This window comes from Streptosporangium sp. NPDC000095 (genome assembly GCF_042899335.1).
Lineage (GTDB): Bacteria > Actinomycetota > Actinomycetes > Streptosporangiales > Streptosporangiaceae > Streptosporangium.
Genome location: NZ_JBIAZS010000011.1, coordinates 218,865 through 244,060 on the forward strand (window position 1 = coordinate 218,865; position 25,196 = coordinate 244,060).

Consider the following 25,196-nt stretch of genomic DNA (forward strand, 5'->3'; position numbering starts at 1 on the left):
CGTGTTCGGCCACGCCGAATAGGGTCGGCGCGTGTTCATTTGCATATTCCTCGCGTCGAGTCAGAAGATCGACAAGAAGTATCTGGAGCTGGCGGAGCAGGTCGGCACCGAGCTAGCCAGGCGCGGCCACTCCCTGGTGAGTGGCGGGGCCAGGGTGTCCTGCATGGGAGCCGTGGCCCGTGCGGCCCGTGCGGGCGGCGCCCGGACCATCGGAGTGATCCCTCAGTCGCTGGTCGACATCGAGCTCGCGGACGAGAGCGCCGACGAGCTGGTGGTCACCACCGACATGCGTGAGCGCAAGGGCGTGATGGACGCCCGCTCCGACGCCTTCCTGGTCCTGCCCGGCGGCATCGGGACCCTGGAGGAACTGTTCGAGATCTGGACGTCCCGCACCCTGGGTCTGCACGACAAGCCGCTGGTGGTCCTCGATCCCTGGGGGATCTTCAAGCCGCTGCGGGAGCTGGTCGAGGGTATGGAGGAGGCGGGCTTCACCCGCCCGAACGTCTTCGACGCCATCTCCTGGGCCACCACGGTCGACGAGGCGTTCCGGCTGCTGGAGAAGTCGACCAGGCACCTGGAGCCGAGCGCGGAGGAGCTAGGCGAGGCCACGGCGGGTTAGCGCGGGCGGTCGCCGCCCGGCGAGGGCGTCGGTCATCTCGACCGCGAGCCGCACCTGCTCGACGCGGTCCGTACGGAAGACGCGGGCACCGGCCCACGCGCAGATCGAGGCCGCGGTGAGCTCGGCGGCCTCGGCGTCCCGCTCCCTCGCGGCGTCTCCGGCGGTGTTTCCGACGGTGTCCATCCAGGTCGCTGGGTTTCCGGTGGCGTTCGTCCCGGTCCTGGCGTTTTCTGCGCCCTTTTCCGAGGCTGCTGCGGCGTCCGGCCCGCCTCCGGTGTTGCCCGCGGCCGCTGTTGCGGCCCTGGCGTCCGCCCTTCCGGCGTTTCCGGCCGTGTCCGCCCCGCCCTCGGCCTCGTCGGACTCCCCGAGGTCGCCGGACGGTACGGGTGGTGCGGAGGTGACGCCGGCCAGCCTGGCCGGGGTGACGACCACGGTGCGCCCGGCACGGGCGAGCTCCTCGACCTCCCCGATCGAGGCGGCCTCGACCCAGCCGGGCTCGCCCGGGTCACCGGGACGGAGCACGACGAAGGCTGCCAAGCCGGGGGCGGACGTCATGATCCGATCCTAGGCCAGCGCAGATGTGGCACGATTCGTATGTGCTGGTCGTATTAGCTCTCGCTGCCGTAGCCGTTATCGCCGGTGTCACGGTCGTCGCCATGGGCCGGGGAGGGGAGCTGAGTGAGTTCGCCCCCGACGTGCCCCCGCTGAACCTGCCCCAGGCAGGTCAGCTCGGCGCGGTCGACTTCATGGCCCTCCAACTCCCGGTGAGCCTCGTCGGATACAACACGCAGAGCGTGGACGAGACGCTGAGCCGGGTCGCCGGGGCACTGAGCGAGCGTGACACCAGGATCGCCGTGCTGGAGCAGCGGGTGTCGGAGTTGCTCGCCGGCCGGCTCCAGGCTCGTCACGAGCTCAACCCCGGCTCCCGGACCTCGCCGCGCGGCCCCGAGGCGCCGTACGAGCTTTCCGGCGGGGACGGTTTCGGGCCGTCCGAGGAGTTGTCGAGCGGGTCGCGGGCGGTTTCGGGTGCCGAGAGTGAGAGGTCATCCGGGCCCTTCGGCGGGGACGGTTTCGGGCCGTCCGAGGAGTTGTCCAGCGGTTCGCGCGTGGTTTCGGGTGCCGGGGATGAGACGTCCGGGTCCTCCGGCGGGGACGGTTTCGAGGCGTCCGAGAAGCTCTCTGACGGGGCGAAGGCCGAGGATGAGCCCGAGGAGGCTGTGCCTTCCAAGGATTCCGAGCCGGAGGAGCCTCTCAAGTCCGAGGAGGCCGGGCCCTCCAAGAGCTCCGAGCCGGAGAAGGCTCCCAGCTCTGAGGAGGCTGTGCCTTCCAAGGATTCCGAGCCGGAGGAGACTGCCAGGCCCGACGAGGCGTCTGAGTCATCCGGGTCATCCGGTGTGTCACCTTTCGCCAGGCCGTCCGAGCCGCCCCAGGTGCCGGATTCGTCTTCCTCGTCCGAGACTTCGGATTCGAAGAAATCGTCTCCCGGATCCGTCGGCCTCCGTACGGGGGAGCGGGAGACGGAGGACACCCGGTGACCGAGACCTCGCGAACAGTGGCTCCAGGCGCCCCGGTTCACGGTGAGCCTGTGACATCCGAGACTCTCGCGCAGCCCGTGGAATCGGCGGAATCCCCAGGGCTCGTGCGCTGCGGCTGGGCGACCTCGGCCCCCGACTACATCGCCTACCACGACGAGGAGTGGGGGCGTCCGGTCACCGGTGACGACCAGGTGTTCGAGCGGATCTCGCTGGAGTCCTTCCAGTCCGGCCTGTCGTGGATCACCATCCTGCGCAAGCGGGAGAACTTCCGGGCGGCCTTCGCGGGATTCTCCATCCCGGCCGTGGCCGCGTTCGGCGAGGAGGACGTCGATCGTCTGCTCGGCGACGCGGGCATCGTCCGCAACCGGGCCAAGATCGAGGCGACGATCGCGAACGCGCGGGCCGCGCTCGACGTCGACCTGTCCGACCTCGTCTGGAAGCACGCGGACCCCGGCGCGCCCGTACCGAAGATCCCCGCGGACGTGCCCGCCCAGACCCCCGGTTCCAAGGCGCTGGCCAAGGAACTCAAGGCGCACGGCTTCCGTTTCTTCGGCCCGACCACCGCCTACGCGCTGATGCAGGCCATCGGCCTGGTCAACGATCACCTGGCCGACTGCTGGATACGCCGGGCCTGACGTTTTCCCTCAGGGCTTGTGGCGCGGGGTCACCTTCTCACGCGGGGAGACGACGGTGCCCGGCGGCTTTTTCCTCGAGCCCCGTGAAGCGGGCGGACTCGGTGAACTCCGTGTGCGGTTTCAGACCTCGTTGAGCTGGCGGTCGACGAAGGCGGCGGCGGCGGGGAGCAGCCGCCCGGCCTCGTGCTCGAAGTAGATCCTCGCCTTCTCTCCCGGCCAGCCTCGCGGCAGGAGTTCGGCGGGGAGCCCGGGGTCGCGGAACAGGAAGTTGCGCCAGCCGTGCAGCAGCCTGCTCCGGGTGGCGAACACCTGGTCGCCGCCCGCGTTGTCGGGCAGCCCGCCGACCAGCTCCGTCGCCTGGGTCATCCACTCCTCGTAGGCGGCCCCGATGGCGTCCAGGTCCCATGTCCTGGCGACGAGCGCGGCGGGGTCACCGTCGAACACCGCCTCGAACCGGTCGGCGGCGAGATCCGCGCCTTCGAGGATCGCGTCGAGTTCCGGGGAGGGACGTGGTCCGATCCAGGTCGTCTCCGACAGGGAGGCGTATCCGATGAAGGAGAGATCCGAGCGCAGGCGCTCCCGTCTGGGACGCTCGCGCACGGGTTCCACCACGAGGATGTGCCATCGGCCGTTCCACGTGATCGTTCCGACTCGGTAAATTCTTAGCGCGGTTTCGTCGAGGCGGCGTACGCACTTGGGAGTGACCTCGTAGCCGGGTCCCCTGGGCAGCCGGGCCGGTGTGAGCCAGCCCTGCCGGACCATCCGTGAGACGGCGGTGCGGACGGCGGGAGCCGCGATGTCCAGCGGGGCGAGCAGACGAACGAGGGCGGCCACGGACGCGCGACCGCCTCGGGACCTGAGGTGGTCCCCGTACAGATCGAAGAGAGCGGCGCGGGCGTTCACGAGGACAAGTTTGGCCGTCTGAAGGGGGCTTGGACAACGGTCTTGATCGCCGGATGAGCCGACGCTGAGATTGATCGTTCCCATTCTCCCTGCGGAGGCGGGATAATAGGACATCACAGAAGACGTGAATGCGTCGGCCACCCTCGGGTCAGTCGGAGATCCGGAGCCCGAAGCAGGAAGGGATACACGCATGGCGGCTATGAAGCCGAGGACCGGTGATGGTCCGCTGGAGGTCGTCAAGGAAGGCAGGGGCATCGTCATGCGGGTTCCCCTGGAGGGTGGCGGCCGCCTTGTCGTCGAACTCTCGGCGGACGAGGCAAGTGCCCTCGGTGAGGAACTGAAGAAAATCGTCGGTTGATCCCGATCTAAACCAGAAGTGGTGGAGCCGGGCCCTATTTGAGCTTGCTCGGGGAGCATGACACCTGCGACGGCCCGCGAGACCGACGATGGACAGACGACGACACGGCCCTGGCCGTCGGACCGCCTCACGGTGGCTCGCGCCAGGGCCGTGGTGTTCTCCCCGGTGCCTCTCCCCACGCCGGGCCTGATGACTGGAGTTACCGCTATGCCCATCTCCCCCCATCTGCTCCTGCCGCGCGTCCCCTACGCGCAGGGGCTGTCCGTCGCGTCCTCGGAGGGCGCGGAGCCGGCCGCAGGGGAGGGGGCCGGGACCACGCTCCCCGGTGACGCCGAGTTGCTGGCCGTCCCCTTCGCCGAGGACCTCGCGCCCGATATCGAGCTGCCGGTTCCGGTGGCGGCGCTGCTCGCCCATCACAAGGTCAAGGGTGAGGCGGGCGAGATCGTCGAGGTTCCGGTCGCGAACGGCGACGCCGTCGGCCGGGTGCTTCTCTACGGGGTCGGCGACGGTTCGCCGGCCACCCTGCGCAAGGCGGGCGCGGCGGTGGCGCGGCGCGGCAAGGGCAGGGACGCCATCAGGATCGTGCTCCCGAGCGGGCCGGTGTCCGCGTTCGTGGAGGGCGCGCTCCTGGCCACGTACACCTTCAGGGTCGGTGAGGTGAAGTCCTCCCCGGTCACGCTCGAGTTCGTCGGCGACGGGGTCGAGACGGAGGTCGCCGCCGCCGAGGTGGTGGCCGAGGCCGTGGCGCTCGCCAGAGACCTGACCAACACCCCCTCCTCGGTGAAGTCACCCGCCTGGCTCGCCGAGCGCGCCGCCGAGCGGGGTGTCGCGGTGCGGGTGTGGGACGAGCGTGAGCTGCGCTCCGGCGGGTTCGGCGGCATCCTCGCCGTCGGCCAGGGATCGGTGAGCCCGCCCCGGCTGATCCAGCTCTCCTACGAGCCCGAGGACGCGACCGGTCACGTGGTCCTGGTCGGCAAGGGCATCACGTACGACACCGGCGGCATCTCGCTCAAGCCGACGAGCAACATGGTGTTCATGAAGACCGACATGGCCGGCGGAGCCGTCGTCATCGCGGTCCTGGGCGCGCTGGCCGCGCTCGGCGTGCGGGTTCGGGTCACCGGCCTCGTCGCCGCCGCCGAGAACTCCTTCTCCGGTACGGCCCAGCGCCCCTCCGACGTGATCACGCAGTACGGGGGCCGGACGGTCGAGGTGCTCAACACCGACGCCGAGGGCCGTCTGGTCCTGGCCGACGCGCTGGCGTACGCCGACGCGGAACTGAAGCCGGACGTCATGATCGACATCGCCACGCTGACCGGGGCGATCGGCATCGCCCTGGGCAAGGATCTCGGCGCGGTCTTCGCCTCCGACGACGAGCTGGCCGACGCCCTGATCGGGGCGGGGGAGACGAGTGGGGAGCGGCTCTGGCGGATGCCCCTGATCGACGACTACGTTCCCGCGCTCGACTCGTCCGTGGCGGACCTGACCAACATCGAGGCGGGATCGACCTACGGCGCGGGTTCCGTCACCGCGGCGCTGTTCCTGCGCGAGTTCACCGGTGGACGGCCGTGGGCGCACCTGGACATCGCGAATGTCGGCCGCAGCGGCGCCGACGACGGCGTTCTCAGCAAGGGGGCCACCGGGTACGGCGTGCGTCTGCTGCTCGGATGGCTGTCGGAGCTCCAGGGAGCGCCGATCGGGGAGCGGTGACAGCCGCGCCGACCATGCCGACCATGTCGGCGATGCCGACCACGTGGCGCTGAGCGAGCAGCGGTGGACGGCAGGCTGACCACGTGGCGCTGAGTCAGGTAGCGGTGACCGTCCGCGCCGATCACGTGGCGCTGAGCGGTAGGCCGGGAGCCAGGCCCGTGGGCCTGGCTCCCGGTCAGCCTGCGGTCGCGGGACCGGATCCCCCGAAGGGTCCGGTGCGGGCCGCCGCTCCCGCCGGACCAACTCCTACCTGCTCGCCTCCGCGAGGCTGACGATGGCCTCGGCGGCCCGGAAGTGCTTGTTGCGGCCGAGGTCGCCGATGGTCCTGATACCGAACGCCTTGGCCAGGTCCTGGGCGTCGCTTTCGCTCACCCCGGAGAGCGCGCTGACCGGCGCGTTGGCAAGCGAGTGAAGATCGGACCCCTCGTACTCCTTGTCGAGCAGTTTGTCGAGCTTGGCGGCAACCGTCATGGCGCACCCCTGTGTATCGGTGATCGTGGGAAAGGCCCGCGTTGTGGCGACATGGCCTTATCGGCATCGTTTCCGGCCGATAGAGGATTGACGCGCGTCTCCCAGGATCTTGGTGATCGCTTGCCGGACCCGTGTGAACGGTATTGCCAGGTTTCGGGGTGTGTCGCGGGCGGTGACGGTCGAGACGCCGGCCGGTGGACGGGGTGGACCCGCCCCGACGGCACCGTGGACATCGTCAGGGCCGCCCGAGAACCGGCTCTCTCCATGACGAGGCGACCGTTCGGGCGCACCGGGAGCCGGCTTGAGCGTCTCGGCGCACGGGACGTCCGTAGCCGGCTCAGTCGGCGAGTTTGACGGCCGCCAGGATGCCGTCTCCCAGGGGCATCATCAGCGGGCGGAGCCGCTCGTCGGAGCGGACCAGCTTGCCCAGTTCCCTGATGACGACCGTTTCCGGATCCCGCTGCGAGGGGTCGGCCACCCTGTTGCCCCAGAGGGCGTTGTCGAAGACGACGATGCCGCCGACCCGCAGCAGGCGGACGGACTCGGCCAGGTAGTCGGCGTACTCGTGCATGGCGCCGTCGCAGAAGACCAGGTCGTAGCCGCCGTCGGAGAGACGGGGGAGCACGTCGAGGGCGCGGCCGGTGATCAGGCGGATCCGGCCACCGGAGAATCCGGCCTGGGCGAAGCTCTGCCTGGCCAGCCGCTGGTGCTCGGGTTCCACGTCCACGCTGGTGAGCGTGCCGTCCTGGCGCATGCCGCGGAGCAGCCACAGCCCCGACACGCCGCAACCGGTGCCGATCTCCACGACGGCACGGGCGTTGATGGCGGTGGCGAGGAAGCAGAGAGCGGCGCCGCCGCCGGGCAGGATCGGGGGTGCCCCCACCTCCGCGCCGCGCATGCGCGCGGCCCGCAGGATGTCGTCCTCCCTGTGGAACTCGTCGGCATAGGCCAGAGTGGCCTCCAACGGACTTGTCGGCGTCTCTGCCATCGGCCTCTCCTCCCGCTTTCTCCGTACACAGTCATATAGGCGCTGGGTCGCAGCCTAAGGGAGGCAGGCCCGATCGGGAACTCATGTCACCCCCGGTGCGTTGCACGGTTTAAGCGGCCTTTGCCGGTCCTGAAGGTAGTGAGTGCGCACGAAGGGACGAAACCAGGCACTATGGCGATAGCGGTGGCCCCTGAGAGAGGAGTGCCGGTGGAGGGTTCCGACCACCAGGCGGAAGCTCCCATGTCCGACTGGACGCCTCCCACCTGGGAGGAGGTGGTCCGGACGCACTCTGCGCGCGTCTACCGGCTGGCCTATCGGCTGACCGGGAACGTGCACGATGCGGAGGATCTCACCCAGGAGGTCTTCGTCCGGGTCTTCAGGTCGTTGTCCAACTACACGCCGGGCACCTTCGAGGGCTGGCTGCACCGCATCACCACCAACCTGTTCCTCGACATGGCGCGGCGCAAGCAGCGCATCAGGTTCGAGGGGCTCGCCGACGACGCCGCCGAGCGGTTGCGCGGACGCGAGCCTTCTCCCGCCCAGGTGTACGACGACACCCATCTGGAGCCCGACATCCAGGCGGCACTCGACGCGCTCGCGCCCGAGTTCCGCGCGGCCGTCGTCCTGTGTGACATCGAGGGGCTGTCCTACGAGGAGATCGCGGCGACGCTGGGCGTGAAGCTCGGCACCGTCCGCAGCAGGATCCACCGTGGGCGGTCGCAGTTGCGTGAGGCGCTGGACCACCGTGCGCCGCGGAACGATCAATTCCCCCCGAACGTTACTCACGGGGAGGAATTCGCATGAGAAACCACAGTCATGACGAATGTCACGACGAGCCACTTGGCAAGGAGTGCGCATGAGTCACCTCGGAGAACGCGTTTCCGCGCTGGTCGACGGTGAGCTGAATCACCACGAGCGCGACCGTGCCCTCTCGCACCTGACCTTCTGTGCCCCCTGCAGGGCCGAGGTCGACGCCGTGCGGGCCCTGAAGAGCCGGTTGCGCTCCCTTGACGGTCCGGCGATGCCGACCGACCTGACGATGTCCCTGCTGCGAATGGCCGAGCCCGGCGGCCCGTTGCCGCCGCGTGAGCGCCCCTTTCGGGCCGCACGCACCTTCGGTGGCGCGCCCATTCCGAGCATGCACGGCATCGCACCCCCCGACAACCGGCCCAGGGGCCGTGCCGGAGGACCCCGCCGTGCGCGCAGGGCGGGTTACGTCGCGGTGGGCGTCGCCTCGGCGGCCGTGGCCATCGGGACCCTGTTCGTGGTAGGCGGGGCCGATCCCAACCCGCGCATCGTGCCGCCGGTCGACATGTTCGCCAACCAGCACAGGAACACCGCGCCCTATGGCGGGTCGGCGACGCCGACTCTCTCCCCCTCTCCGTGATCCGGCTGCCCGCCACGGTCATCCTGGCCGCTCTCATGCTGCTGGGGCTGGTGACGGGCGGTACGGCACACGCCGTCCGGTCCCCGCACGTCGCGCCGCCGGACGACGTCGAGAGCGAGGACACCGGCCTGCACCTGCTCCGCGAGGCGGCGGCCGCGGGCCGCTCCCGCGGATACTCCGGCACCCAGTACGTCACCTCCTGGGGCACCTCGGGTGCCGTCTCCGAGGTGTTGGAGGTGCGCAACGTCCCGGGAAAGGGGTTGACGGTACGCACCGCGTCCTCGGGGTCCTCGGGGTCCTCGGGGTCCGGGGGAGATGCCGCCCCCTCGGGTTCGGTGCGGAACGCCGATCCCGGCACCCCGGCCGGGGGCATGTCCAGTCCGTCCGAGGTGATGCTCGAGGTCATGGCCCGCAACTACCGGGTCGTGGACGCGGGGGAGGGCTTCGCCTGCGGGCGCCCGGCCCGCCTGGTGAACGTCCTGCGGGCCGACGGCACGGTCGCCGCCCGCTACTGGCTCGACCGGGACGGAGGTCCGGTGCTGCGCCGCGAGCTCATGGACACGAAGGGGCGGGTCGTCAGGGCCGGAGCCTTCGTCGACCTGACCCTCGATCCGGTGGTGAGGAGCGCGGCGCCCGCGATGGCGGCCGGTGGCCTTGACCTGGCCGAGCTGCCGCGGCTGGAGGCCGAGGGGCTGCGTCTCCCCCGTACCCTGCCGGGACGGCTGGAGCTCTTCGCCGCTCGCATCGTCCCTTCCGGATACGTGTATCTCGGGTATTCAGATGGTCTGTCGGTTGTGTCGGTTTTTATCCAGTCTGGGATGCTTGACGAAGAACGTCTCCAGGGTTGGCATGCGGAACGGCGTAAGGGGCATACGATCTGGATTCGAGACCCTGCTGTGCAGGAGACGATCTGGGCGAGTGGGGGTCATGTCTACACTGTCTTTGCCGACGCGCCGGCCGACATGGTCGACGCCGCTGTCGCGGCGCTGCCGCACGAGCCCGTTCCCGATCTCTGGACGCGGCTCGGCCGCGGTGCCAGCCGTCTGCTCTCCTGGGTCAATCCCTTCGGATAGCGCGTGCTTTACACATCGCGTATGCCACTCGGGGGAAGATTGCCGGGTTGCACCGGTGAGCGGCCGTCCGCGAGTCAAGGAGTAGTGAGTATTCGATGACCGACGACGCCCGTACTGCCCGCGAGGCGAACGATGCTGAGGGCCGTACGCCGTCGGAATTCGCCGACGGCGGACACGAGACCCAGGAGTCCCGCCGCCCCGACTTATCCGGCCCCGAGTTCTCCCGTCCCGAGTTCCTGCCCGCCGGAGAGGGTGCTCCCTTCCAGGCCGAGCAGCCCCGCGACGACGACTGGAGCCGGCCGGGCGCCCAGTCCGACCACGCCCGGTGGGGCAGGCCGCAGGACCAGCCCGAGTCGCTCCACCACGACAGGCACCTGCCGCCCGATGAGGGCGACCAGGGCCCCGGTCCCGTGGGCCACAGCTGGGGCGACCCCTCGGGCAGGCCGCCCAGGCAGGACACGATGGTCTTCGCCTCCCAGTCCGCTCAGCCCCCTCCGCCCACCCAGGCGTTCGGCATGGGACCCGGGTGGGCGCCGCCGCCCGGGGCCCCCGTGGGCCCCGGAGGTTTCGGCGGCTTCGGCGGTTCGCCGCCCAGGCCCGCCAGGAGTGGGCCTCGCACCACCACGCTGGTGATCCTCGGCCTGGTGATCGCGCTGCTCGCCTCCACGCTCGGCAGCGTCGGCACCTATCTCCTCACCAAGCCCGCGGGCTCGGGGCGCGACCCCTCCTTCAGCCTGGGCGGGGCGCCGACGGGCTCCAACGTCCGGCCTCCGGAGTCGGTGGCGGGCGTGGCCTCGAAGGTCCTGCCCAGCGTGGTGTCACTCGCCGTCGAGGGCGGGGCGAGTTCCAGCACCGGTTCTGGCTTCCTGATCAAGGGCGGCTACGTGGTGACCAACAACCACGTGGTGGCCAACGCCGACTCGCGCGTCCAGATCCAGATCCAGTTCAACAACCGCAAGTCCACCTCGGCCGTCGTCGTGGGCCGTGACCCCGAGTCCGACCTGGCCGTGGTCAAGCCCGCGGAGACCTTCGGCGCCCCCGAGATCGTTCTCGGCAACTCGGACAACGTGGTCGTGGGAGACCCGGTCATCGCGATCGGATCCCCGCTGGGCCTGACCGGCACCGTGACCTCCGGCATCGTCAGCTCGCTCAACCGGCCCGTCCAGGCGGGTGAGGAGAACAGCTCCGACACCACCTGGCTCAGCGCCGTGCAGACCGACGCGGCCATCAACCCCGGCAACTCGGGGGGACCGCTGGTCAACGTGAACGGTGAGGTGATCGGCGTCAACTCGGCGATCGCCACGCTCGGCAGGTCGGTCGGCGGCCAGAGCGGCAGCATCGGCCTCGGCTTCGCCATCCCGGTGAACCACGCCAGGCGGGTCGCCGAGGAGCTGATCACCACGGGCAAGGCGAAGAAGTCGCGCATCGGCGTCGCGATCGACCCGACCTACCAGGGCGTCGGGGTGCGCATCGCCACCGAGTCCAGGCAGGGCACCCAGCCGGTCGAGCCGAACGGCCCCGCGGCCCAGGCGGGCCTCAAGCCCGGAGACGTCATCCTGGAGATCGACGGTGTCGTGCTCCAGGACGGCAACGAGCTGATCGCCATGATCCGTAACAGGGCTCCCGGTGAGAAGCTCGCGGTCAAGTACCAGCGCGGCGGTGAGGAGAAGACCGCGACCGTCACCGTCGGTACCGCCCCCGAGCAGCCCTCACCCCAACCCTCCTGAGCGGCCCTTTTGAGAGGCGGGGTGAGGCGCGTGCTCACCAGTGGGGGCGTTAGTGTGGAACCTCTCCGGCGTGTGGCCGGAGAGGTGCCTCTGGCACCTTCCTCCCGGTAGGAGATCACCGTGTTCGGACTCGGCTGGCCTGAGATCGTGGCGCTGGTGGTGATCGCCCTTCTCGTCTTCGGCCCGGAGAAACTGCCCCAGGCCGCCTCGCAGGCGGGCAAGACGATACGCAACCTGCGCCGGATGGCCAACAACGCGAGAGACGACCTGCGGTCGGGGCTCGGTCCCGAGTTCGCCGACTTCGACCCGGCCGACCTCAACCCGAAGAACTTCGTCAGAAAGCACCTCATCGCCGATCTTGAGGACGATCTGAACGGCACTTCGAAGACCACCGCCACCGCGGAACCGGCGGCCGACCACCACGCGATGAGCGGCGGCGGGGAGCTGGGGTACGGCGAGATCCCCCCGTACGACTCCGACGCGACCTAGCGTCCCGTCTCCGAACGCCGGCCGGGTCTCCCGGCCGGGTGACCGATTCCTTTCGGGTCTGGTTTCCCCGGCAAGGTCGCGTGTCGGCACACCAGCCATTTGAACTTTGCGTAGTTTTTCCGTTTCGCGCGGCTGAGATGCGCCTCACACGGCCGACGGCGACGCCCCCGGTTCGGGGGCGCCGCCGTCGTCGCGTCGCGGGAGAGGCCGCTCCAGGTCCCGAAAGACCAGTCCGTCGGCCTCTGGCTCAGCCGACCCGGTCGCCTCAGCCGCGCCGGGTGGGCGAGATGCCGAGCTGGAGCCCCTTGAGGCTGGTCGACTTCTTGCTGAGGGACGCGGCGATGCGGCTCAACTCGGCCGCGGCCGGGGCGTCCGGGTCGGTCAGCACGAGCGGCTTGCCCTCGTCGCCGCCCTCGCGCAGCCGCATGTCGATGGGCACCTGGCCCAGCAGCGGCACGCGGGAGCCCAGGGTGCGGGTGAGCGCGTCGGCCACGGTCTGGCCGCCGCCCTCGCCGAAGACCGAGATCCGCTCGTCGCAGTGCGGGCAGGGCAGCCACGACATGTTCTCGATGACACCGGCGATCTGCTGGTGGGTCTGGACGGCGATCGACCCCGCGCGCTCGGCGACCTCGGCGGCGGCCTGTTGCGGGGTGGTCACCACCAGGAGTTCGGCGGACGGCATCCGCTGCGCCACGGAGATCGCGATGTCACCGGTGCCCGGGGGCAGGTCCATCAGAAGCACGTCCAGGTCGCCCCAGTAGACGTCGGCGAGGAACTGGTGCAGGGCACGGTCGAGCATCGGGCCACGCCACACGACCGGGGTGTTGCCCTCCGGCTTGAACATGCCGACCGAGATGACCTTGATGTCATGCGCCACCGGCGGCATGATCATGTCCTCGACCTTGGTGGGGCGCTCGGAGACGCCGAGCATGCGCGGAACACTGTGGCCGTAGATGTCGGCGTCGACGACGCCGACCTTCAGGCCGCTCGCGGCCATCGCGGCGGCCAGGTTGACGGTGACGGACGACTTGCCGACGCCGCCCTTGCCCGAGGCGACCGCGAAGACACGGGTCAGCGAGCCGGGCTGGGCGAAGGGGATCTCCTTCTCCGGCCCCTTCGCGCCCCGCAACTTGGTCTGCAGCGTCTTGCGCTGCTCGGTGCTCATCACGTCCATCTCGACGGAGACACCGGTCACCCCGTCGACCTTGGAGACGGCGCCGGTGACGTCTCGGGTGATGGTGTCCTTCATGGGACAACCCGAGACCGTCAGGTAGATCGCGACACGTACGGCTCCCTCGGGGGAGATGTCGACGCTCTTGACCATGTCGAGTTCGGTGATCGGCCGACGGATCTCAGGGTCGTTGACGGTCGCGAGGGCGGCCATCACCAGTTCCGTGGTAGGTGCCATCGAAGTGTCGGCAATCACGTCACCCGGGGGCGACGAGGATGCCGTCCCTCCTTGTCTGTTATCGATGAGGCGTCTCACAGGCGGGCCCTGCCCGTCGTGGCGCCCGTATGGCTTGGCAGGAGGCCGATCCCGTCAGGGAGCGGTCGGCGTCGTAAGTCCATGGTATGAACCCGAGAACACCGGAAGGAATTCCGAAACCGGTGATGGTCGCTGGATTCGGACAATCCGCTGTGTAGGTGCACGTGCAACGTTCTAAGGTTACTCCGTGACCCTCACAGCGGGCGAGTCAAGAGGGAGCACCGGCTCGGAGGAGCTGGTGGTCTGGCGCATGCTCCAGCGGGCCCAGGTCCGCATCACCCGGGTCCTGGAGGCCGACCTGCTGGTCGAGCACGACCTGGCCCTGGCCTCGTACGAGGTCCTGTCGCAGCTGTCGGAGGCGCCCGAGCGGCGGCTGAGGATGAACGACCTGGCGGACAGGGTGCTGTTGTCGCGCAGCGGCCTGACCCGGCTCATCGACCGTCTCCAGCGCGACGGCCTGGTCGAGCGCGAGGCGTGCCCCAGCGACGCGCGCGGCCTGTTCGCCGTCCTCACCGACGAGGGGGCCGCGCGGCTGGCCGAGGCCGGCCCCACCTACCTGCGCGGGATCCGCGGCCAGTTCCTGGACATGCTCGACCCCGACGAGCTGCGGCGGTGCGCGGACATGCTGAACAAGCTTTTTCCCGGCTCCGGCACCGATCCGTACTGAGCCCTCGCCTGCTGAGCCTTCGCCTGCCCGGCCGGAGCGCGGGCTCACGGCTCCATGGACCTCTGGGGCTCGGCGAGATCCTCCTGCAGACGCTGCAGCTCCGAACGGATGTAGTCGCGGGTGGCCACCTCGCCGAGCGCCATGCGCAGGGCGGCGATCTCCCGGGTGAGGTAGTCCAGGTCGGCCTGGTTGCGCTCCGCGGCCCTGCGGTCGTTCTCGTTCTGGACCCGGTCGCGGTCGTCCTGCCGGTTCTGGGCGAGCAGGATCAACGGCGCCGCGTACGAGGCCTGGAGCGACAGGATCAGCGTGAGGAAGATGAAGGGGTAGGGGTCGAACTTCAGCGTGTGGGGGACGAGGACGTTCCACAGCACCCAGACGGTGACGAAAACCGTCATGTACACCAGGAACCTGGCGGTGCCGAGGAAGCGGGCGATCCGCTCCGACAGCCGCCCGAACGCCTCGGGGTCGTAGTGCGGGCGCAACCGAAGGCCGGGCTGCCTGGGCTGGTCGAGACGGTCAGCCATTCCCGCCCTCTCTCGGTCGGTCGTCCCGCTCGCGCCAGTCGTCCGGCAGCAGGTGGTCGAGCACGTCGTCGACGGTGACCGCGCCGACCAGGCGTCCCGCCTCGTTCACCACGGGAGCCGCCACGAGATTGTAGTTGGCCAGGTAGGAGGTGACCTGGTGCAGGGTGAAGGAGGGTCTGATCGGGTCGAGGGAGGTGTCCAGGATGCCGCCGAGCAGGGTCGAGGGCGGCTCGCGCAGCAGCCGCTGGAAGTGGGCCAGGCCGAGGAAGCGGCCGGTGGGCGTCTCGACGGGCGGCCGGGTCACGTAGACCTGCGCGGCCACGGCCGGGGTGAGTTCGCGCTGGCGGATGTTGGCGAGTGCCTCGGCGACCGTCGCGCTCGGCGGCAGGATCACCGGCTCGCTCGTCATCATGCCGCCCGCGGTGTTCTCCGGGTAGATCAGCAGCCGCCTGATCGGTGCGGCCTCCTCGGGCTCCATCAGGGCCATCAGCGCCTCGGCCTGCTCGGCGGGGAGGTCCTGGAGCAGGTCGGCCGCGTCGTCGGGGTTCATCTCCTCCAGCACGTCCGCGGCCCGCTCGGGGGCGAGCCTGCTCAGGATGCCGATCTGGTCCTGCTCGGGAAGTTCCTCGAGCACGTCCGCGAGCCGTACGTCGTCGAGGGCGGCGGCCACCTCGACCCGCCGCTTGGCGGGCAACTCGTGCAGGGCGCCGGCCAGGTCGGCGGCGCGCATCGACTCGAAGGCGACCAGCAGGTTGGCCGCGCCCTGGTCCTTCTGGACGGCGCCGAAGCCGTGGACCTCGCGCCAGTCGACGATCCTGGTCGCGCCGCGCCGGCGCAGTCCCAGGCCGGGAGGGCTCTCGATCACCGCCACCTTGGTGATCAGCCACTCCGAGCGCCTGGTCTCCTCCATGGCCAGGTCCAGGACCGTCATCCGCTCGCCGTCGACCTCCACGCCGAGGTCGAGCAGCTCGGTGATGGCGAGGGTCTCGGTCGCCCGCTGTTCGAACCTGCGCATGTTGAGCTGGCCGCTGAAGACGACGGCGCCGGCCTTGGCGGAGCGTATCCGGGTGATCGGCAGGAAGACCCTCCGCCGGGGCTGCACCTCGACGACCAGCCCGTGCACGTGCGGCGGATCGCTTCCGGCGATGGCCACCACCACGTCGCGGACCCGGCCGATCTGGTCCCCCACGGGGTCGAAGACCGGGGTTCCGGCGAGACGTGCGATGAAGATCCTCACATCTGAAGCGTAGGCCGCATCCCGGACCGATCGGCCCCCGCCATGCTCCCCTGCTCACATGGCGGAACTCACTTGCTGCTCGACGCCCCACCGTGACAGCATCAAAGCTGCTTAACGGTAATTACAGAAATGGTGGGTCATGAGACGTGCAGGACTCCTGATCGCGCTCGCGTCGTCCCTGGCCTTCGCCTTCTCGGGTCCCATGGCCAGATATCTGGGCGCGGCGGGACTCGCCCCGCTGGAGGCGGTCTGGATCCGGATGGCGGGCGCCGGGCTGCTGCTCGTCGGCATCCTCGCGGTCGCCCGGCCCGCGGCCCTGCGCATCCCCCGCTCGCGGCTGCCGTTCCTCCTGGTGTACGCGGTGGTCGCGGTCGCCGGTGTGCAGGCGCTGTTCTTCGCGGCGATCACCCGGTTGCCGGTCGGCGTCACCCTGCTCATCGAGTACACCTCGCCGGTGCTGGTGGTGCTCTGGGTACGGTTCGTCCGGCGGGTACGGCTGCCGCGGGCGGCCTTCGTCGGTGCCGTCGTCGCCGTGGTCGGCCTCGGCATCGTGGTGGAGGTCTGGTCCGGTCTCGCCCTCGACCCGGTGGGCCTGCTGCTGGCCTTCGTCGCGATGACGTGCTGCGCCGGATACTTCCTGCTCAGTGACAGCTTCGGCGACGACATCGACCCGCTCGGCCTGATCGCCTGGGGCCTGCTCGGCGCCGCCGTGGTGCTCCTGCCGTTCTCCCAGCCGTGGAACATCCCCTGGGAGGCGATCAGCGGGACGGCCACCCCCGAGGGCGGCCACACGCTGCCGGTCGTCGGGGCGCTGATCTGGCTGATCGTGGTCGCCACGGCCGCCGCCTACATCCTCGGCGTCCTCGCGATCCGCCGCCTGTCGGCCGCGATCGGCTCCACCGTCGCCTCTCTGGAGGTCATCGCCGGGGCGGTGGTCGCCTGGATCCTGCTGGGCGAGGCACTCGGCCCCTTCCAGATCGCGGGTGGCCTGATCGTCCTGGTCGGCGCCTACCTGGCGCAGCGGGCCACGGCCGCGCTGCCCTCGCCCGTCGAAGAGGTCAGGGAACCGGCTCGCGTGGGGTGAGCCGTATCACCTTGGAAACCGCGGCCCAGCGCTCCAGAAGCCTCGCCCCGTCGGGGGCGTTGAGCCGCTCCTTGGCGAGCGCGGCCACCGCGTCCGGGGCCTTCGCCTGGTCCACCACCTCCACGGAGGCGTCGAAGGCGACCAGGCGCCCGCCGTTGTCCTTGCTGCGCAGCGTCACCCGCACCTCCCCGGCCTCCGCCAGCCCCGGCAGCGGCTGCTCGCCCCCGCCGGTGACCAGGTAGATCGCGCCGTCGTGCCAGGTGTGCCAGGCCAGCCGGGGCCGGTCCAGCGACAGCCACAGGACGCTCGACTTCTTCGCGCCCTCCTCGATCACACCCATGAGACGAATGTACGGCCTGTGCCTCCCCGAATGGCGGTACAGGCCGCACACGTCGCCGGGTCAGCGCCGGGAGAGCTTCCAGGCGGCCGGGAGCAGTCCCGCCGCGATGACGATCTTGACGGCGTCGCCGAGCAGGAAGGGCACCACGCCCAGGGCGAGGCCGGTGGCGAGATCCAGCTGGGCGACGGAGATGAGGACCGGCAGGCCGAAGGCGTAGATGACCAGGTTGCCGAGGATCATCGTGCCGATCGTGCGCGGCACGGTGCGGTCGCCTCCGCGTTCGGCGAGCTTGCCGACGATGGCCGCCGCGGGGATGAAGCCGATGATGTATCCGAAGGACGCCCCGCCGAAGCCGGAGGCGCCGGCGGCGAACCACGGCACGCCCGCGACACCGACCAGCATGTAGAGCGCCATGCTCAGCGTCGCGCGGTTCATGCCGAGGGCGGCGCCGACCAGCAGGACCGCGAAGGGCTGGCCGCTGACCGGAACCGGTGAGCCGGGCAGCGGGAAGCTCAGCTGCGCGGCCAGGCCCGTCAGGGCGGCGCCGCCGACCACGAGCGCGACGTCGCGGACGCGCGACGCGGGGATGAGGTCGGACAGTACGGCGGGCCTTGCCACCGAAGAAGCGTTTGCCATCGTGCGTGTCTCCCTTGGCAGATTCCTGATGTCCATTCTTCTGACATCTCAGGCAAGGGTCCTACGAGATCATCACCAAGAACAGGGCGGGGTCTTTGTGTGGAGGCCACAGGGGTGTCCTCGCCCTCACCCGGCGTGTTCCGGCCGAGGTCACGGCGTCGCCCGGCTCGTCCCGGCGCGAAGGCCGTGGCGCCGCCCGGTCTGCCGTCCGCCTCCCCGAGGGCGTTAGCGTGTTCCCCATGCGTTCTCGACGTTCGTGTCTCGCGGTGCCCGGCAGCAACCCCAGATTCCTGGAGAAGGCCCAGGGGCTCCCCGCCGACGAGGTCTTCCTCGACCTGGAGGACTCCGTCGCGCCGCTCGCCAAGGAGGGCGCGCGCAAGAACGTCGTGGCCGCCCTGCGCGAGGGTGACTGGTCGGGGAGGACGAGGGTCGTCAGGGTCAACGACCTCGGCACCCAGTGGACCTACCGGGACGTCATCGAGGTCGTGGAGGGCGCGGGGGAGTTCCTCGACTGCCTGATGCTGCCCAAGGTGGAGGACGCGGCCCAGGTGATGTGGCTCGACACGCTGCTCACCCAGATCGAGAGGGCGAACGGCCTGCCGGTCGGCGGGATCGGCATCGAGGCCCAGATCGAGAACGCGAGGGGCCTGGTCAACGTGGACGCCATCGGCGGAGCGTCCCCGCGCCTGGAGACGCTCGTGTTCGGCCCGGCCGACTTCATGGCCTCGATCAACATGCGGACCCTGGTGGTCGGTGAGCAGCCGCCCGGCTACACCGAGGGCGACGCCTACCACTACATCCTGATGCGCATCCTGATGGCCGCGAGGACGCACGACCTGCAGGCCATCGACGGCCCGTACCTCGCGATCAGGGATCTCGACGGGTTCCGCCGGGTGGCGGGGCGGGCCGCGGCGCTCGGGTTCGACGGGAAGTGGGTGCTCCACCCCTCCCAGATCGAGGCCGCGAACGAGGTGTTCTCGCCGCCGCAGGAGGACTACGACCACGCCGAGCTGATCCTCGACGCGTACGAGTACTACACGACGGTCGAGAGGCGCGGCGCGGTCATGCTCGGCGACGAGATGATCGACGAGGCGTCCAGGAAGATGGCGCTGGTGGTCGCGGCGAAGGGCAGGGCCGCCGGTCTGCGGCGCACCACGGCCTTCACCCCTCCTACAACCTGACCCCGATCGTGGTGAAGAACCAGAACGACGAGGTGAGCCAGAGGCCGGTGAGGGCGACGAAGGTGAGCCCGCCGAGGACAGGGAGGGTCCAGCCGGGCAGACCCCGCCTGGGCAGCGACAGCATCTTCGCGGTGAAGACGCCGTAGAAGAAGCAGCCGAGCAGTGAGTGGATCATCACGCGCGGCACGTCGAACTGGGCGCCCAGCGCGTACAGGCAGTGCAGTGCCACCGGGATCGTGAGCAGGAACGCCGCCCGCCCCGACCAGCGGTGCAGGGCACCGATCCACGGCACGTCCAGCTTGATCCGGCCCCACATGACCAGGGCGGAGAAGAGCTGGACGAACGCCAGCAGGAACGCGCCGGTGGTGAGCCAGGACTTCATCGCCAGCGCCCCGGAGAATCCGGCCGGCCCAATCGCGTACCCGGTGGGCGTGTGGACCCGCCCGTAGACGCCGAGCCCGACCGCCACCAGCCCGCCGACGACGAGCGGGACGAGGAGCGGGGCGACGTTGTTGGCCCGCCGCTGCGGGACCGGTGTGATCTGCGTGTCACTCATCAGAACTCCTCGATGAACTCGTCGACGTCCCGGGGATCGACCTCCACGCCGTCCACGACGGCGTTCTCGCCGGGCTCGGGGATCGGCACGTCGGCGACCTCGTCGCCCACGAGGGTGAGGCCGACCCTGGTGCCGTCGTCGAGATAGATCCATCCGGCGCGGACGTCGGCGCCGCGGACGAGCGCGGTCGCCCGGTAGAGGCCGGAGGGCTTCTTCACGGTCGGAGCCTTGAAGCTCCACTTCCTGCCGCCGAAACCGAGGGTTCCCGCGGCGACGCCGCCGCTGAGACGGGCGGTGAGCGAGGCGTCGCCGCGGCCGGACAGGGTGACCTTGCCGTCGGCGGCCCTGCCCTTCATCCAGGCCTCGATCCTGCCGTCGCAGAAGTAGCCGACCGCCTTGCCGTTCCTGACGGAGACGGCGATCAGGCCGCCGTTGCCGGTGACCCGCCCGGCGTAGTCGGCCTTGGCGGGGGTGGGCCTGGCCGTCTTGACGACCTCCGGCGTGGGCGACGCCTCCGTGGCGGCCCGGGCGGGCGTGGCGGGTGCGTCGTCCTGGACGTCGACGGGCCGTGCGTCGTCCTGGGCGTTGACGGCCCGGGTGGCGGGTGAGGTGGTGGCGCTGGCCACGCCGAGGGCGACGGCCATCACCGCTCCTGCCGCCAGTGTGTATACGGGCCCCAGCCGTGTCATATCCGCTCCCTGGGGTGGTGGATGGTGACATCAGATGTACCGGCCGTGGTTCCGGGCGTCTGTGAACTAATCCGCACTCGGAAGGACGACCTTGGATCCTCACCGAACTACGAGAAAGCCGGATAATTCAGGTACTGGATTGAAAAATCTGACTAGAGAGGTCTCGTCATCGCGGCCCGGACGTGTTGCTCTTGACTGTGTACGGCAGGGGACCGGGTATCCGGTCGCGGGAGGTGATCGTTTCCGGAGAACGGGGTACTAGTAGGAACGCTGCGATTTGCCGCATCCATAGGGGTTGCGGCCTGCTGTTACGGAGACGACTGGAACGGTCCGGGGCGAGTTGTCCCGGTCTGAATGGGCTTCCTGCAAGGAGGTGCTGAGCGTGGCCTCGGGCCCCCACGACCCGCGCTCGCAAGAGTGGCCGGCGGACGACGACGGCGTGCACGACGACGCTATACACGAAGGCAGGTCCCAGGAGCCCCAGACGTCACCGCCGACGATCCAGCACTCCCCGCCAGGCCCCTCGGACGACGGCACGCGAGGGCGTCCGATGGCCTCCCCGTGGATGCTCCCGCCGTTCGCCGCGCCGACCCCGGACGACGGCGAGCCGCAGCAGGCCCGCCCCGAAGGGCTCGGGAGCGAGCGCCGCCGACCGTACGCCCGCCCCTACGGCCCCTCCTCCCAGTCCTCGGGCCCCTCGCCCGCGCCGGAGACCTCCGCCGACCCCTCGGGCGAGGAGGAGCGGTCAGCGGGGCAGGGACGCCATGCCACGCCCGATCAGGGGCGGCCGCGGCTGGCGGACCGTCCCGACCTTCTCGTCGCCTCAGGACCGGCTCCAGAGCGCGGGAGGAGGAGAAGGGCGGATCGCCCCGACCTCCTCGTCGCCTCGGGGCCGCCCCGCGAACCGGGAGGGAGCGGGAGAAAGGAGTCCTCGCAGCCCTCCGCCGAGGAGCGGATCAGGGTCGAGCCGAGCATCGCGGCGACACCGGAACCGGCGCCGAAGCCCGGACCCGAGCGCGGAGCGCCGTCCGGGCCGGCGTCCGAACCCGAACCCGAGCCCGAGTGGCCCTCCGCGACGGCCGAGGACGACTTCGAGCCCGTACGAAGAGTGGGGCGCCCACCGGGCGGCAGGCCCGCCAGGCCCGACATGCTCGTCGCGCAGGGCCCGCCGGGCAGGCGGGGGACGAACGGCGGGCGGCACCACCGCCCGGCCACCGCGCCCTCCGCCGTGCGCCGTTCCAGCCCGACCAGGCGCAGGCGCGGCCGTGGTCTGGTGATCCCGTTCCTGATGGTTCTGGTCCTCACCGTCGCGGTCGGCGGCGGCCTGGTCCTGTGGGGCTGGGTGAGCAGCCCGTTCGCCACCGGACTCCGGCTGGTCGGTGACGAGGTGACGTCGGGCGACGACAACTTCGTGCCGCAGGCCGGTGTCGGCGGCAACGGATCCAACCAGGTGCTGAACGCGGTGGCCTCGGTGGGTTCCGTCATGGTCGCGGTCGGCAGCGACACCACCAGCCCGGTCCCCAGGCCGCTGTTCCTCGTCTCCCCCGACGGTGGCACGACCTGGCAGCTGGGCAAGGTGACCGGCCCGGAGGGGTACGAGACGGGGCCGACCACGGTGGGCCGGGTGGCGGGCGGCGACGGCCTCTGGCTGGCGGCCGGGAACGACCCTCTCGGCGGCGGGCACGGCCTGTGGACCAGCTCCGACGGCTACGCCTGGACCGCGGCCGACCCCGGCGGGCTGGACGCCTTCGCCCGCGGGGACAAGATCATGGATCTGGCGAGGACCGACTCCGGTTTCGTCGCGGTCGGTGCCGCCGTACTGGAAGACGGCACCACCGGGGCCGTCGCCTGGGTCTCCTCGGACGGGCGCGCCTGGGACCGGGTGGAGACCCGGGAGATCGGCATGCCGGACAAGGTGCGCGGCATGAAGGCGGTGGTCGCCAGGGGCGACGCCGTCGTCGCGCTGGCGGACCCGGCCCAGGGGCAGTCCACCTCGGTCATCCTGCGCTCGTCCGACGGCGGCAGGAACTGGCAGCGCACCGGCGCCGCGCTCAACGACGTCATCCCCGAGCCGGGCGCGCTGGCCGTGGCCGGCGACGGGTTCGTCCTCGTACCGACCCAGCAGCGCAGCGACAAGGGCGAGGTCCGCGTCTACTGCTCCAAGGAGGGTGCCGACTGGAAGGCCTGCGGCGCCATCACCGGCCTGGGGCAGGAGGGCACGGGTGTCAAGCGCCTCGCCTCCTCCTCGGCGGGGGTGGCCGCGGTCGTCGAGTCCGGCTTCGAGCGCTACACCGTCCACACCAGCGAGGACGGCCGCGACTGGAGCAAGACCACCGATCTCGGCGAGGTGCCCGGCTCGCTGCGCGCGCTCGCGCTGTCCGACACCGGCACGCTCGTCGTCGGCGGCGACGAACGCGCCGCCGACGTGGACAACCGGGTGGTCCTCATCACCGCGCCCAAGGGGGGCGAGGCGAGGCCGGTCCCGCTGAGCGGCATCCAGGGCCTCGCCAGAGCCGCCCGCGAGACGGCCAGGGTGGCGTCGGGGGACGGCAGGTTCGTCGCGGTGGGCACCGTCTCCGGCGACGCCGGGATCTGGAGCAGCGCCGCCGGAGAAGCCTGGAAGCCGGGCGGCCCCGCGCGGCTCTTCGGCGGCCCGAGGCGACAGGCGCTCGCCGACGTCGCGCACGGCAGGCGGGGCTGGCTGGCGGCGGGCAGCACGATGACCGACGCCTCCTCCACCGAGCCCCTGCTGTTCACCTCCGCGGACGGCGAGAGCTGGCGCAGGGTGCCGGTGCTCGGACCCCTCGCGCCGGCGGGCGACCACGACTTCCTCGCCCCGCACGCGGTGGCGGCGGGGCCGTCCGGCTACGTCATGGCGGGCGAGGACCGCGGCCCCGCCGCCACCGTGCCCGTCCTGTGGTTCTCCGCCGACCTCAAGCGCTTCTCCAGGGCGTCCAAGCTTCCCGCGGGCGGTACGGGGGTGCGGCTGTACGACGTCTCGGCGACCTCGTCCGGGTACGTCGCCGTCGGCGGCACCGGTACGGCCGAGCGCGAGACCGGCGTGGTGTGGGTGTCGGCCGACGGGGTCAACTGGACCGCGCGCAAGCCGGTCCTGCCGCCGGGGGCGACGTCCGCGGGCCTGCGGCACGTGGTCCTGTACGGCGGGTACGTCGTCGCGGCGGGCACGGCACAGACCGAGGAGGGCAGGAAGGCGTTCGGCGCGGTCTCCGACGACAACGGGGCGAGCTGGGAGTTCTCCTGGTTCCCCACGGACCGGGCGTCCGCCGTCCAGGATCTCGCCGCGACACCCGAGGGTGTGGTGGCCGTCGGCTGGCACGGGGTGGCGGGGGCCGGCGACAGCGCGGCCTGGACCTCGGAGGACGGCCTCAACTGGCAGCGCCACACCCCCAGCCAGGGCAGCCTGGACGGCGAGGGCACCCAGTGGCTCGGCGCGGTGGCGGTCTCCGGCGCCCAGGTCGTCGCCCTGGGCCGCTCCACCACCTACAGTGCGGACCACCTCACCCTGTGGCGTTCCACGCTCACCTCGTCACGATGACAGGAGTCTCCACCACGTACGGTGCGGAACGCCTCACCCTGTGGCGCTCCGCGCCCACCTCGTCACGATGACGGGAAACCGCGTCGCCACACACTCACCCGCGCCGCTCCCGTGTCGCCCGGCGCTCCCGGGCCGCGTGGCGCTCGCGGCGATCCCGTGGCGCTTCACCCTGGCGCGATGACCGCCCACTCGGTCAGCGCGTCCAGCAGGCCGGGGGTGAGGGGGAGGCGCGAGAGCTCCTCGCGGGTGAACCAGCGGGCGTCCGCGGCGTCGTCCCCCGCGGCGAGCGTGCCGCCGGAGACCTCGGCGAGGTAGTCGCGGATCTCGTAGACGGTGTCACCGGGACCGGGGCGGTCGACGGTCCCGGCCAGACGTCCGGGAACGACCGTGAGCCCGGTCTCCTCAAGGACCTCCCGCACGACCGCCTCGGAGTCGGACTCCCCGGACTCGACCCGCCCTCCGGGGACGGACCACAGGCCTTCGCCCGGCGGGTGGCCACGACGCACCAGAAGCATCCGCCCCGACCCGTCGAGGACGATCGCTCCAACACAATTTACGCGCACGTGAACAAGATTACGTTGTGATAACGCCCCAACCTCTTGACGGATGACCCGTACAAGAAGCAGCGTGGGTAGGCGTGAAAGCCGCCCCTGTCTGTCCACGGTGTTTCGGCCCGCTTCGTCCGCCGAGTGCTTGGTCAAGCTCCTGGAGATGCGGTCCGCACGGCGATGTCCTGCCGTTCCAGCCACCCAGACCTCCGTCGTCCGCCGCGGTGGAGGCCGTCACCCGAGACTCCCGCGTCCCCGCCTGGGTTCCCTGGCCGCTGCCCACGGGGTGGCTGGTCACGGGATTCGCCGAGGCGGGCGACGAGCGCAGCGGTACGCGGGCCACCGTGGTCGCGGTCTCCGGTCCCTCGCTGACCTATGGTCCCGCCGACCTGCTGATCATCGCGGAGGAGCCCGGGGTGGGGCTCGGCGCGGCGTTCGCGGGGCTGGAGGGCACCGACCCCGGCACCGGGTTCGACCAGGGCCCGCCGCACGCCAAGATCGACGTCAGGGGCCATCCGTGCTCCCTGTGGTGCGTCACCGCCGCCCCCGACCGGGCCGTCTACGCCGGTGAGGCTTTGGGAAACTGGCTCTGGGCGGTCGTGTGGCCCCCGGAGGCCGGTTACCTCATCACCCTCGCCGAGCTCTCCCTGCGCGATCTGCGCGACCAGGACCAGGCCCTTGACCTGCCCTTCGGGGCGTTCTCCCCGCGTCTGGACGTCCCGGCGCCCTGACACTCGCCCGCTCGCGTCCCCTTTGTTCGGAGCCTTGACCGTTCCGTCCGAACCGGAGGGCGGGTGTAG

At 70.8% G+C, this 25,196-nt stretch carries 27 protein-coding genes; 15 read left to right on the top strand and 12 right to left on the bottom strand.

What is annotated here, in order from left to right:
* The first annotated feature begins 31 nt into the window (after positions 1 to 31).
* Entirely contained in the window at positions 32 to 619 is a 588-nt protein-coding gene (locus ACFY3V_RS24580; protein ID WP_362899049.1) for a TIGR00730 family Rossman fold protein, read from the top strand.
* Here the strand turns inward: ACFY3V_RS24580 and ACFY3V_RS24585 are convergent.
* The gene (locus tag ACFY3V_RS24585) at positions 596 to 1,174 is read right to left on the bottom strand and encodes a hypothetical protein (RefSeq protein ID WP_389776509.1); all 579 of its coding nucleotides are present in this window, start codon (positions 1,172 to 1,174) and stop codon (positions 596 to 598) included. The two genes, ACFY3V_RS24580 and ACFY3V_RS24585, sit on opposite strands and share 24 nt — an antisense overlap.
* 23 nt (positions 1,175 to 1,197) lie before the next feature.
* Between ACFY3V_RS24585 and ACFY3V_RS24590 the strand changes: the two genes are divergently transcribed.
* Entirely contained in the window at positions 1,198 to 2,154 is a 957-nt protein-coding gene (locus ACFY3V_RS24590; protein ID WP_389776512.1) for a hypothetical protein, read from the top strand.
* Between the two features lie 50 nt (positions 2,155 to 2,204).
* Entirely contained in the window at positions 2,205 to 2,789 is a 585-nt protein-coding gene (locus tag ACFY3V_RS24595) for a DNA-3-methyladenine glycosylase I (RefSeq protein ID WP_362899055.1), read from the top strand.
* A 120-nt stretch (positions 2,790 to 2,909) separates the two neighbouring features.
* On the opposite strand, the gene ACFY3V_RS24600 is transcribed toward ACFY3V_RS24595, so the two are convergent.
* Positions 2,910 to 3,692, bottom strand: coding sequence for a PaaX family transcriptional regulator C-terminal domain-containing protein (locus ACFY3V_RS24600; RefSeq protein ID WP_389776515.1), 783 nt, complete (start codon positions 3,690 to 3,692; stop codon positions 2,910 to 2,912).
* A 190-nt stretch (positions 3,693 to 3,882) separates the two neighbouring features.
* Between ACFY3V_RS24600 and ACFY3V_RS24605 the strand changes: the two genes are divergently transcribed.
* Positions 3,883 to 4,050, top strand: coding sequence for a DUF3117 domain-containing protein (locus ACFY3V_RS24605; protein ID WP_084195322.1), 168 nt, complete (start codon positions 3,883 to 3,885; stop codon positions 4,048 to 4,050).
* 207 nt (positions 4,051 to 4,257) lie between these two features.
* A complete protein-coding gene (locus ACFY3V_RS24610) occupies positions 4,258 to 5,757 on the top strand; it encodes a leucyl aminopeptidase family protein (protein WP_362899059.1) in 1,500 nt (499 codons plus the stop codon).
* Positions 5,758 to 6,003: 246 nt separating this feature from the next.
* Here the strand turns inward: ACFY3V_RS24610 and ACFY3V_RS24615 are convergent, their stop codons facing one another.
* The gene (locus ACFY3V_RS24615; protein ID WP_350947904.1) at positions 6,004 to 6,228 is read right to left on the bottom strand and encodes a hypothetical protein; all 225 of its coding nucleotides are present in this window, start codon (positions 6,226 to 6,228) and stop codon (positions 6,004 to 6,006) included.
* 337 nt (positions 6,229 to 6,565) lie between these two features.
* Positions 6,566 to 7,216, bottom strand: a complete 651-nt coding sequence (locus tag ACFY3V_RS24620) for an O-methyltransferase (protein WP_350947903.1) — start codon at positions 7,214 to 7,216, stop codon at positions 6,566 to 6,568.
* Between the two features lie 171 nt (positions 7,217 to 7,387).
* Between ACFY3V_RS24620 and sigE the strand changes: the two genes are divergently transcribed.
* From sigE to ACFY3V_RS24645, 5 genes are all read left to right on the top strand, one after another.
* Positions 7,388 to 8,020: an RNA polymerase sigma factor SigE gene (sigE, locus tag ACFY3V_RS24625; protein WP_350947901.1), complete on the top strand. Its 633-nt coding sequence runs from the start codon at positions 7,388 to 7,390 to the stop codon at positions 8,018 to 8,020.
* Positions 8,021 to 8,072: 52 nt separating this feature from the next.
* Complete coding sequence (locus ACFY3V_RS24630; RefSeq protein ID WP_350947900.1) at positions 8,073 to 8,603, top strand: zf-HC2 domain-containing protein; 531 nt, start codon at positions 8,073 to 8,075, stop codon at positions 8,601 to 8,603.
* Positions 8,600 to 9,676, top strand: a complete 1,077-nt coding sequence (locus ACFY3V_RS24635) for a sigma-E factor regulatory protein RseB domain-containing protein (RefSeq protein ID WP_389776522.1) — start codon at positions 8,600 to 8,602, stop codon at positions 9,674 to 9,676. The genes ACFY3V_RS24630 and ACFY3V_RS24635 overlap by 4 nt, the downstream gene beginning before the upstream one ends.
* 95 nt (positions 9,677 to 9,771) lie before the next feature.
* A complete protein-coding gene (locus ACFY3V_RS24640) occupies positions 9,772 to 11,403 on the top strand; it encodes a S1C family serine protease (protein WP_389776525.1) in 1,632 nt (543 codons plus the stop codon).
* Positions 11,404 to 11,523: 120 nt separating this feature from the next.
* A complete protein-coding gene (locus tag ACFY3V_RS24645) occupies positions 11,524 to 11,892 on the top strand; it encodes a sec-independent translocase (RefSeq protein ID WP_350947897.1) in 369 nt (122 codons plus the stop codon).
* Positions 11,893 to 12,157: 265 nt separating this feature from the next.
* Here the strand turns inward: ACFY3V_RS24645 and ACFY3V_RS24650 are convergent, their stop codons facing one another.
* The gene (locus ACFY3V_RS24650; protein WP_362899067.1) at positions 12,158 to 13,300 is read right to left on the bottom strand and encodes an Mrp/NBP35 family ATP-binding protein; all 1,143 of its coding nucleotides are present in this window, start codon (positions 13,298 to 13,300) and stop codon (positions 12,158 to 12,160) included.
* A gap of 265 nt (positions 13,301 to 13,565) precedes the next feature.
* On the opposite strand from ACFY3V_RS24650, the gene ACFY3V_RS24655 reads away from it, so the two are divergent.
* Entirely contained in the window at positions 13,566 to 14,045 is a 480-nt protein-coding gene (locus ACFY3V_RS24655; protein WP_362899069.1) for a MarR family transcriptional regulator, read from the top strand.
* Between the two features lie 44 nt (positions 14,046 to 14,089).
* On the opposite strand, the gene ACFY3V_RS24660 is transcribed toward ACFY3V_RS24655, so the two are convergent.
* A complete protein-coding gene (locus tag ACFY3V_RS24660) occupies positions 14,090 to 14,569 on the bottom strand; it encodes a DUF1003 domain-containing protein (protein WP_350947894.1) in 480 nt (159 codons plus the stop codon).
* A complete protein-coding gene (locus tag ACFY3V_RS24665) occupies positions 14,562 to 15,806 on the bottom strand; it encodes a magnesium transporter MgtE N-terminal domain-containing protein (protein WP_362899072.1) in 1,245 nt (414 codons plus the stop codon). The genes ACFY3V_RS24660 and ACFY3V_RS24665 overlap by 8 nt, the downstream gene beginning before the upstream one ends.
* A 139-nt stretch (positions 15,807 to 15,945) precedes the next feature.
* Here ACFY3V_RS24665 and ACFY3V_RS24670 point away from each other — a divergent pair, with 139 nt between their 5' ends.
* On the top strand, positions 15,946 to 16,890 hold the full coding sequence (locus ACFY3V_RS24670; protein ID WP_350947892.1) for a DMT family transporter: 945 nt from the start codon (positions 15,946 to 15,948) through the stop codon (positions 16,888 to 16,890).
* Here the strand turns inward: ACFY3V_RS24670 and ACFY3V_RS24675 are convergent.
* Entirely contained in the window at positions 16,865 to 17,230 is a 366-nt protein-coding gene (locus ACFY3V_RS24675) for a hypothetical protein (protein WP_386205539.1), read from the bottom strand. The genes ACFY3V_RS24670 and ACFY3V_RS24675 overlap by 26 nt on opposite strands.
* A gap of 60 nt (positions 17,231 to 17,290) precedes the next feature.
* Positions 17,291 to 17,866: a biotin transporter BioY gene (locus ACFY3V_RS24680; RefSeq protein ID WP_362899076.1), complete on the bottom strand. Its 576-nt coding sequence runs from the start codon at positions 17,864 to 17,866 to the stop codon at positions 17,291 to 17,293.
* A gap of 239 nt (positions 17,867 to 18,105) precedes the next feature.
* Here ACFY3V_RS24680 and ACFY3V_RS24685 point away from each other — a divergent pair, with 239 nt between their 5' ends.
* Complete coding sequence (locus ACFY3V_RS24685) at positions 18,106 to 19,047, top strand: CoA ester lyase (RefSeq protein WP_350947889.1); 942 nt, start codon at positions 18,106 to 18,108, stop codon at positions 19,045 to 19,047.
* On the opposite strand, the gene ACFY3V_RS24690 is transcribed toward ACFY3V_RS24685, so the two are convergent.
* Together ACFY3V_RS24690 and ACFY3V_RS24695 are read right to left on the bottom strand one after the other, a co-directional pair.
* On the bottom strand, positions 19,037 to 19,603 hold the full coding sequence (locus ACFY3V_RS24690) for a DUF6529 family protein (RefSeq protein ID WP_350947888.1): 567 nt from the start codon (positions 19,601 to 19,603) through the stop codon (positions 19,037 to 19,039). The genes ACFY3V_RS24685 and ACFY3V_RS24690 overlap by 11 nt on opposite strands.
* Positions 19,603 to 20,292 (bottom strand): hypothetical protein, encoded by a 690-nt coding sequence (locus ACFY3V_RS24695; RefSeq protein ID WP_362899079.1) that lies wholly within the window; start codon positions 20,290 to 20,292, stop codon positions 19,603 to 19,605. The genes ACFY3V_RS24690 and ACFY3V_RS24695 overlap by 1 nt, the downstream gene beginning before the upstream one ends.
* 382 nt (positions 20,293 to 20,674) lie before the next feature.
* On the opposite strand from ACFY3V_RS24695, the gene ACFY3V_RS24700 reads away from it, so the two are divergent.
* Entirely contained in the window at positions 20,675 to 23,848 is a 3,174-nt protein-coding gene (locus ACFY3V_RS24700; protein WP_389776536.1) for a hypothetical protein, read from the top strand.
* Between the two features lie 164 nt (positions 23,849 to 24,012).
* Here ACFY3V_RS24700 and ACFY3V_RS24705 read toward each other — a convergent pair whose 3' ends face one another.
* The gene (locus ACFY3V_RS24705) at positions 24,013 to 24,411 is read right to left on the bottom strand and encodes an NUDIX domain-containing protein (RefSeq protein WP_362899083.1); all 399 of its coding nucleotides are present in this window, start codon (positions 24,409 to 24,411) and stop codon (positions 24,013 to 24,015) included.
* Between the two features lie 74 nt (positions 24,412 to 24,485).
* Between ACFY3V_RS24705 and ACFY3V_RS24710 the strand changes: the two genes are divergently transcribed.
* Entirely contained in the window at positions 24,486 to 25,127 is a 642-nt protein-coding gene (locus tag ACFY3V_RS24710) for a DUF6758 family protein (protein ID WP_362899085.1), read from the top strand.
* Positions 25,128 to 25,196 lie beyond the last annotated feature (69 nt).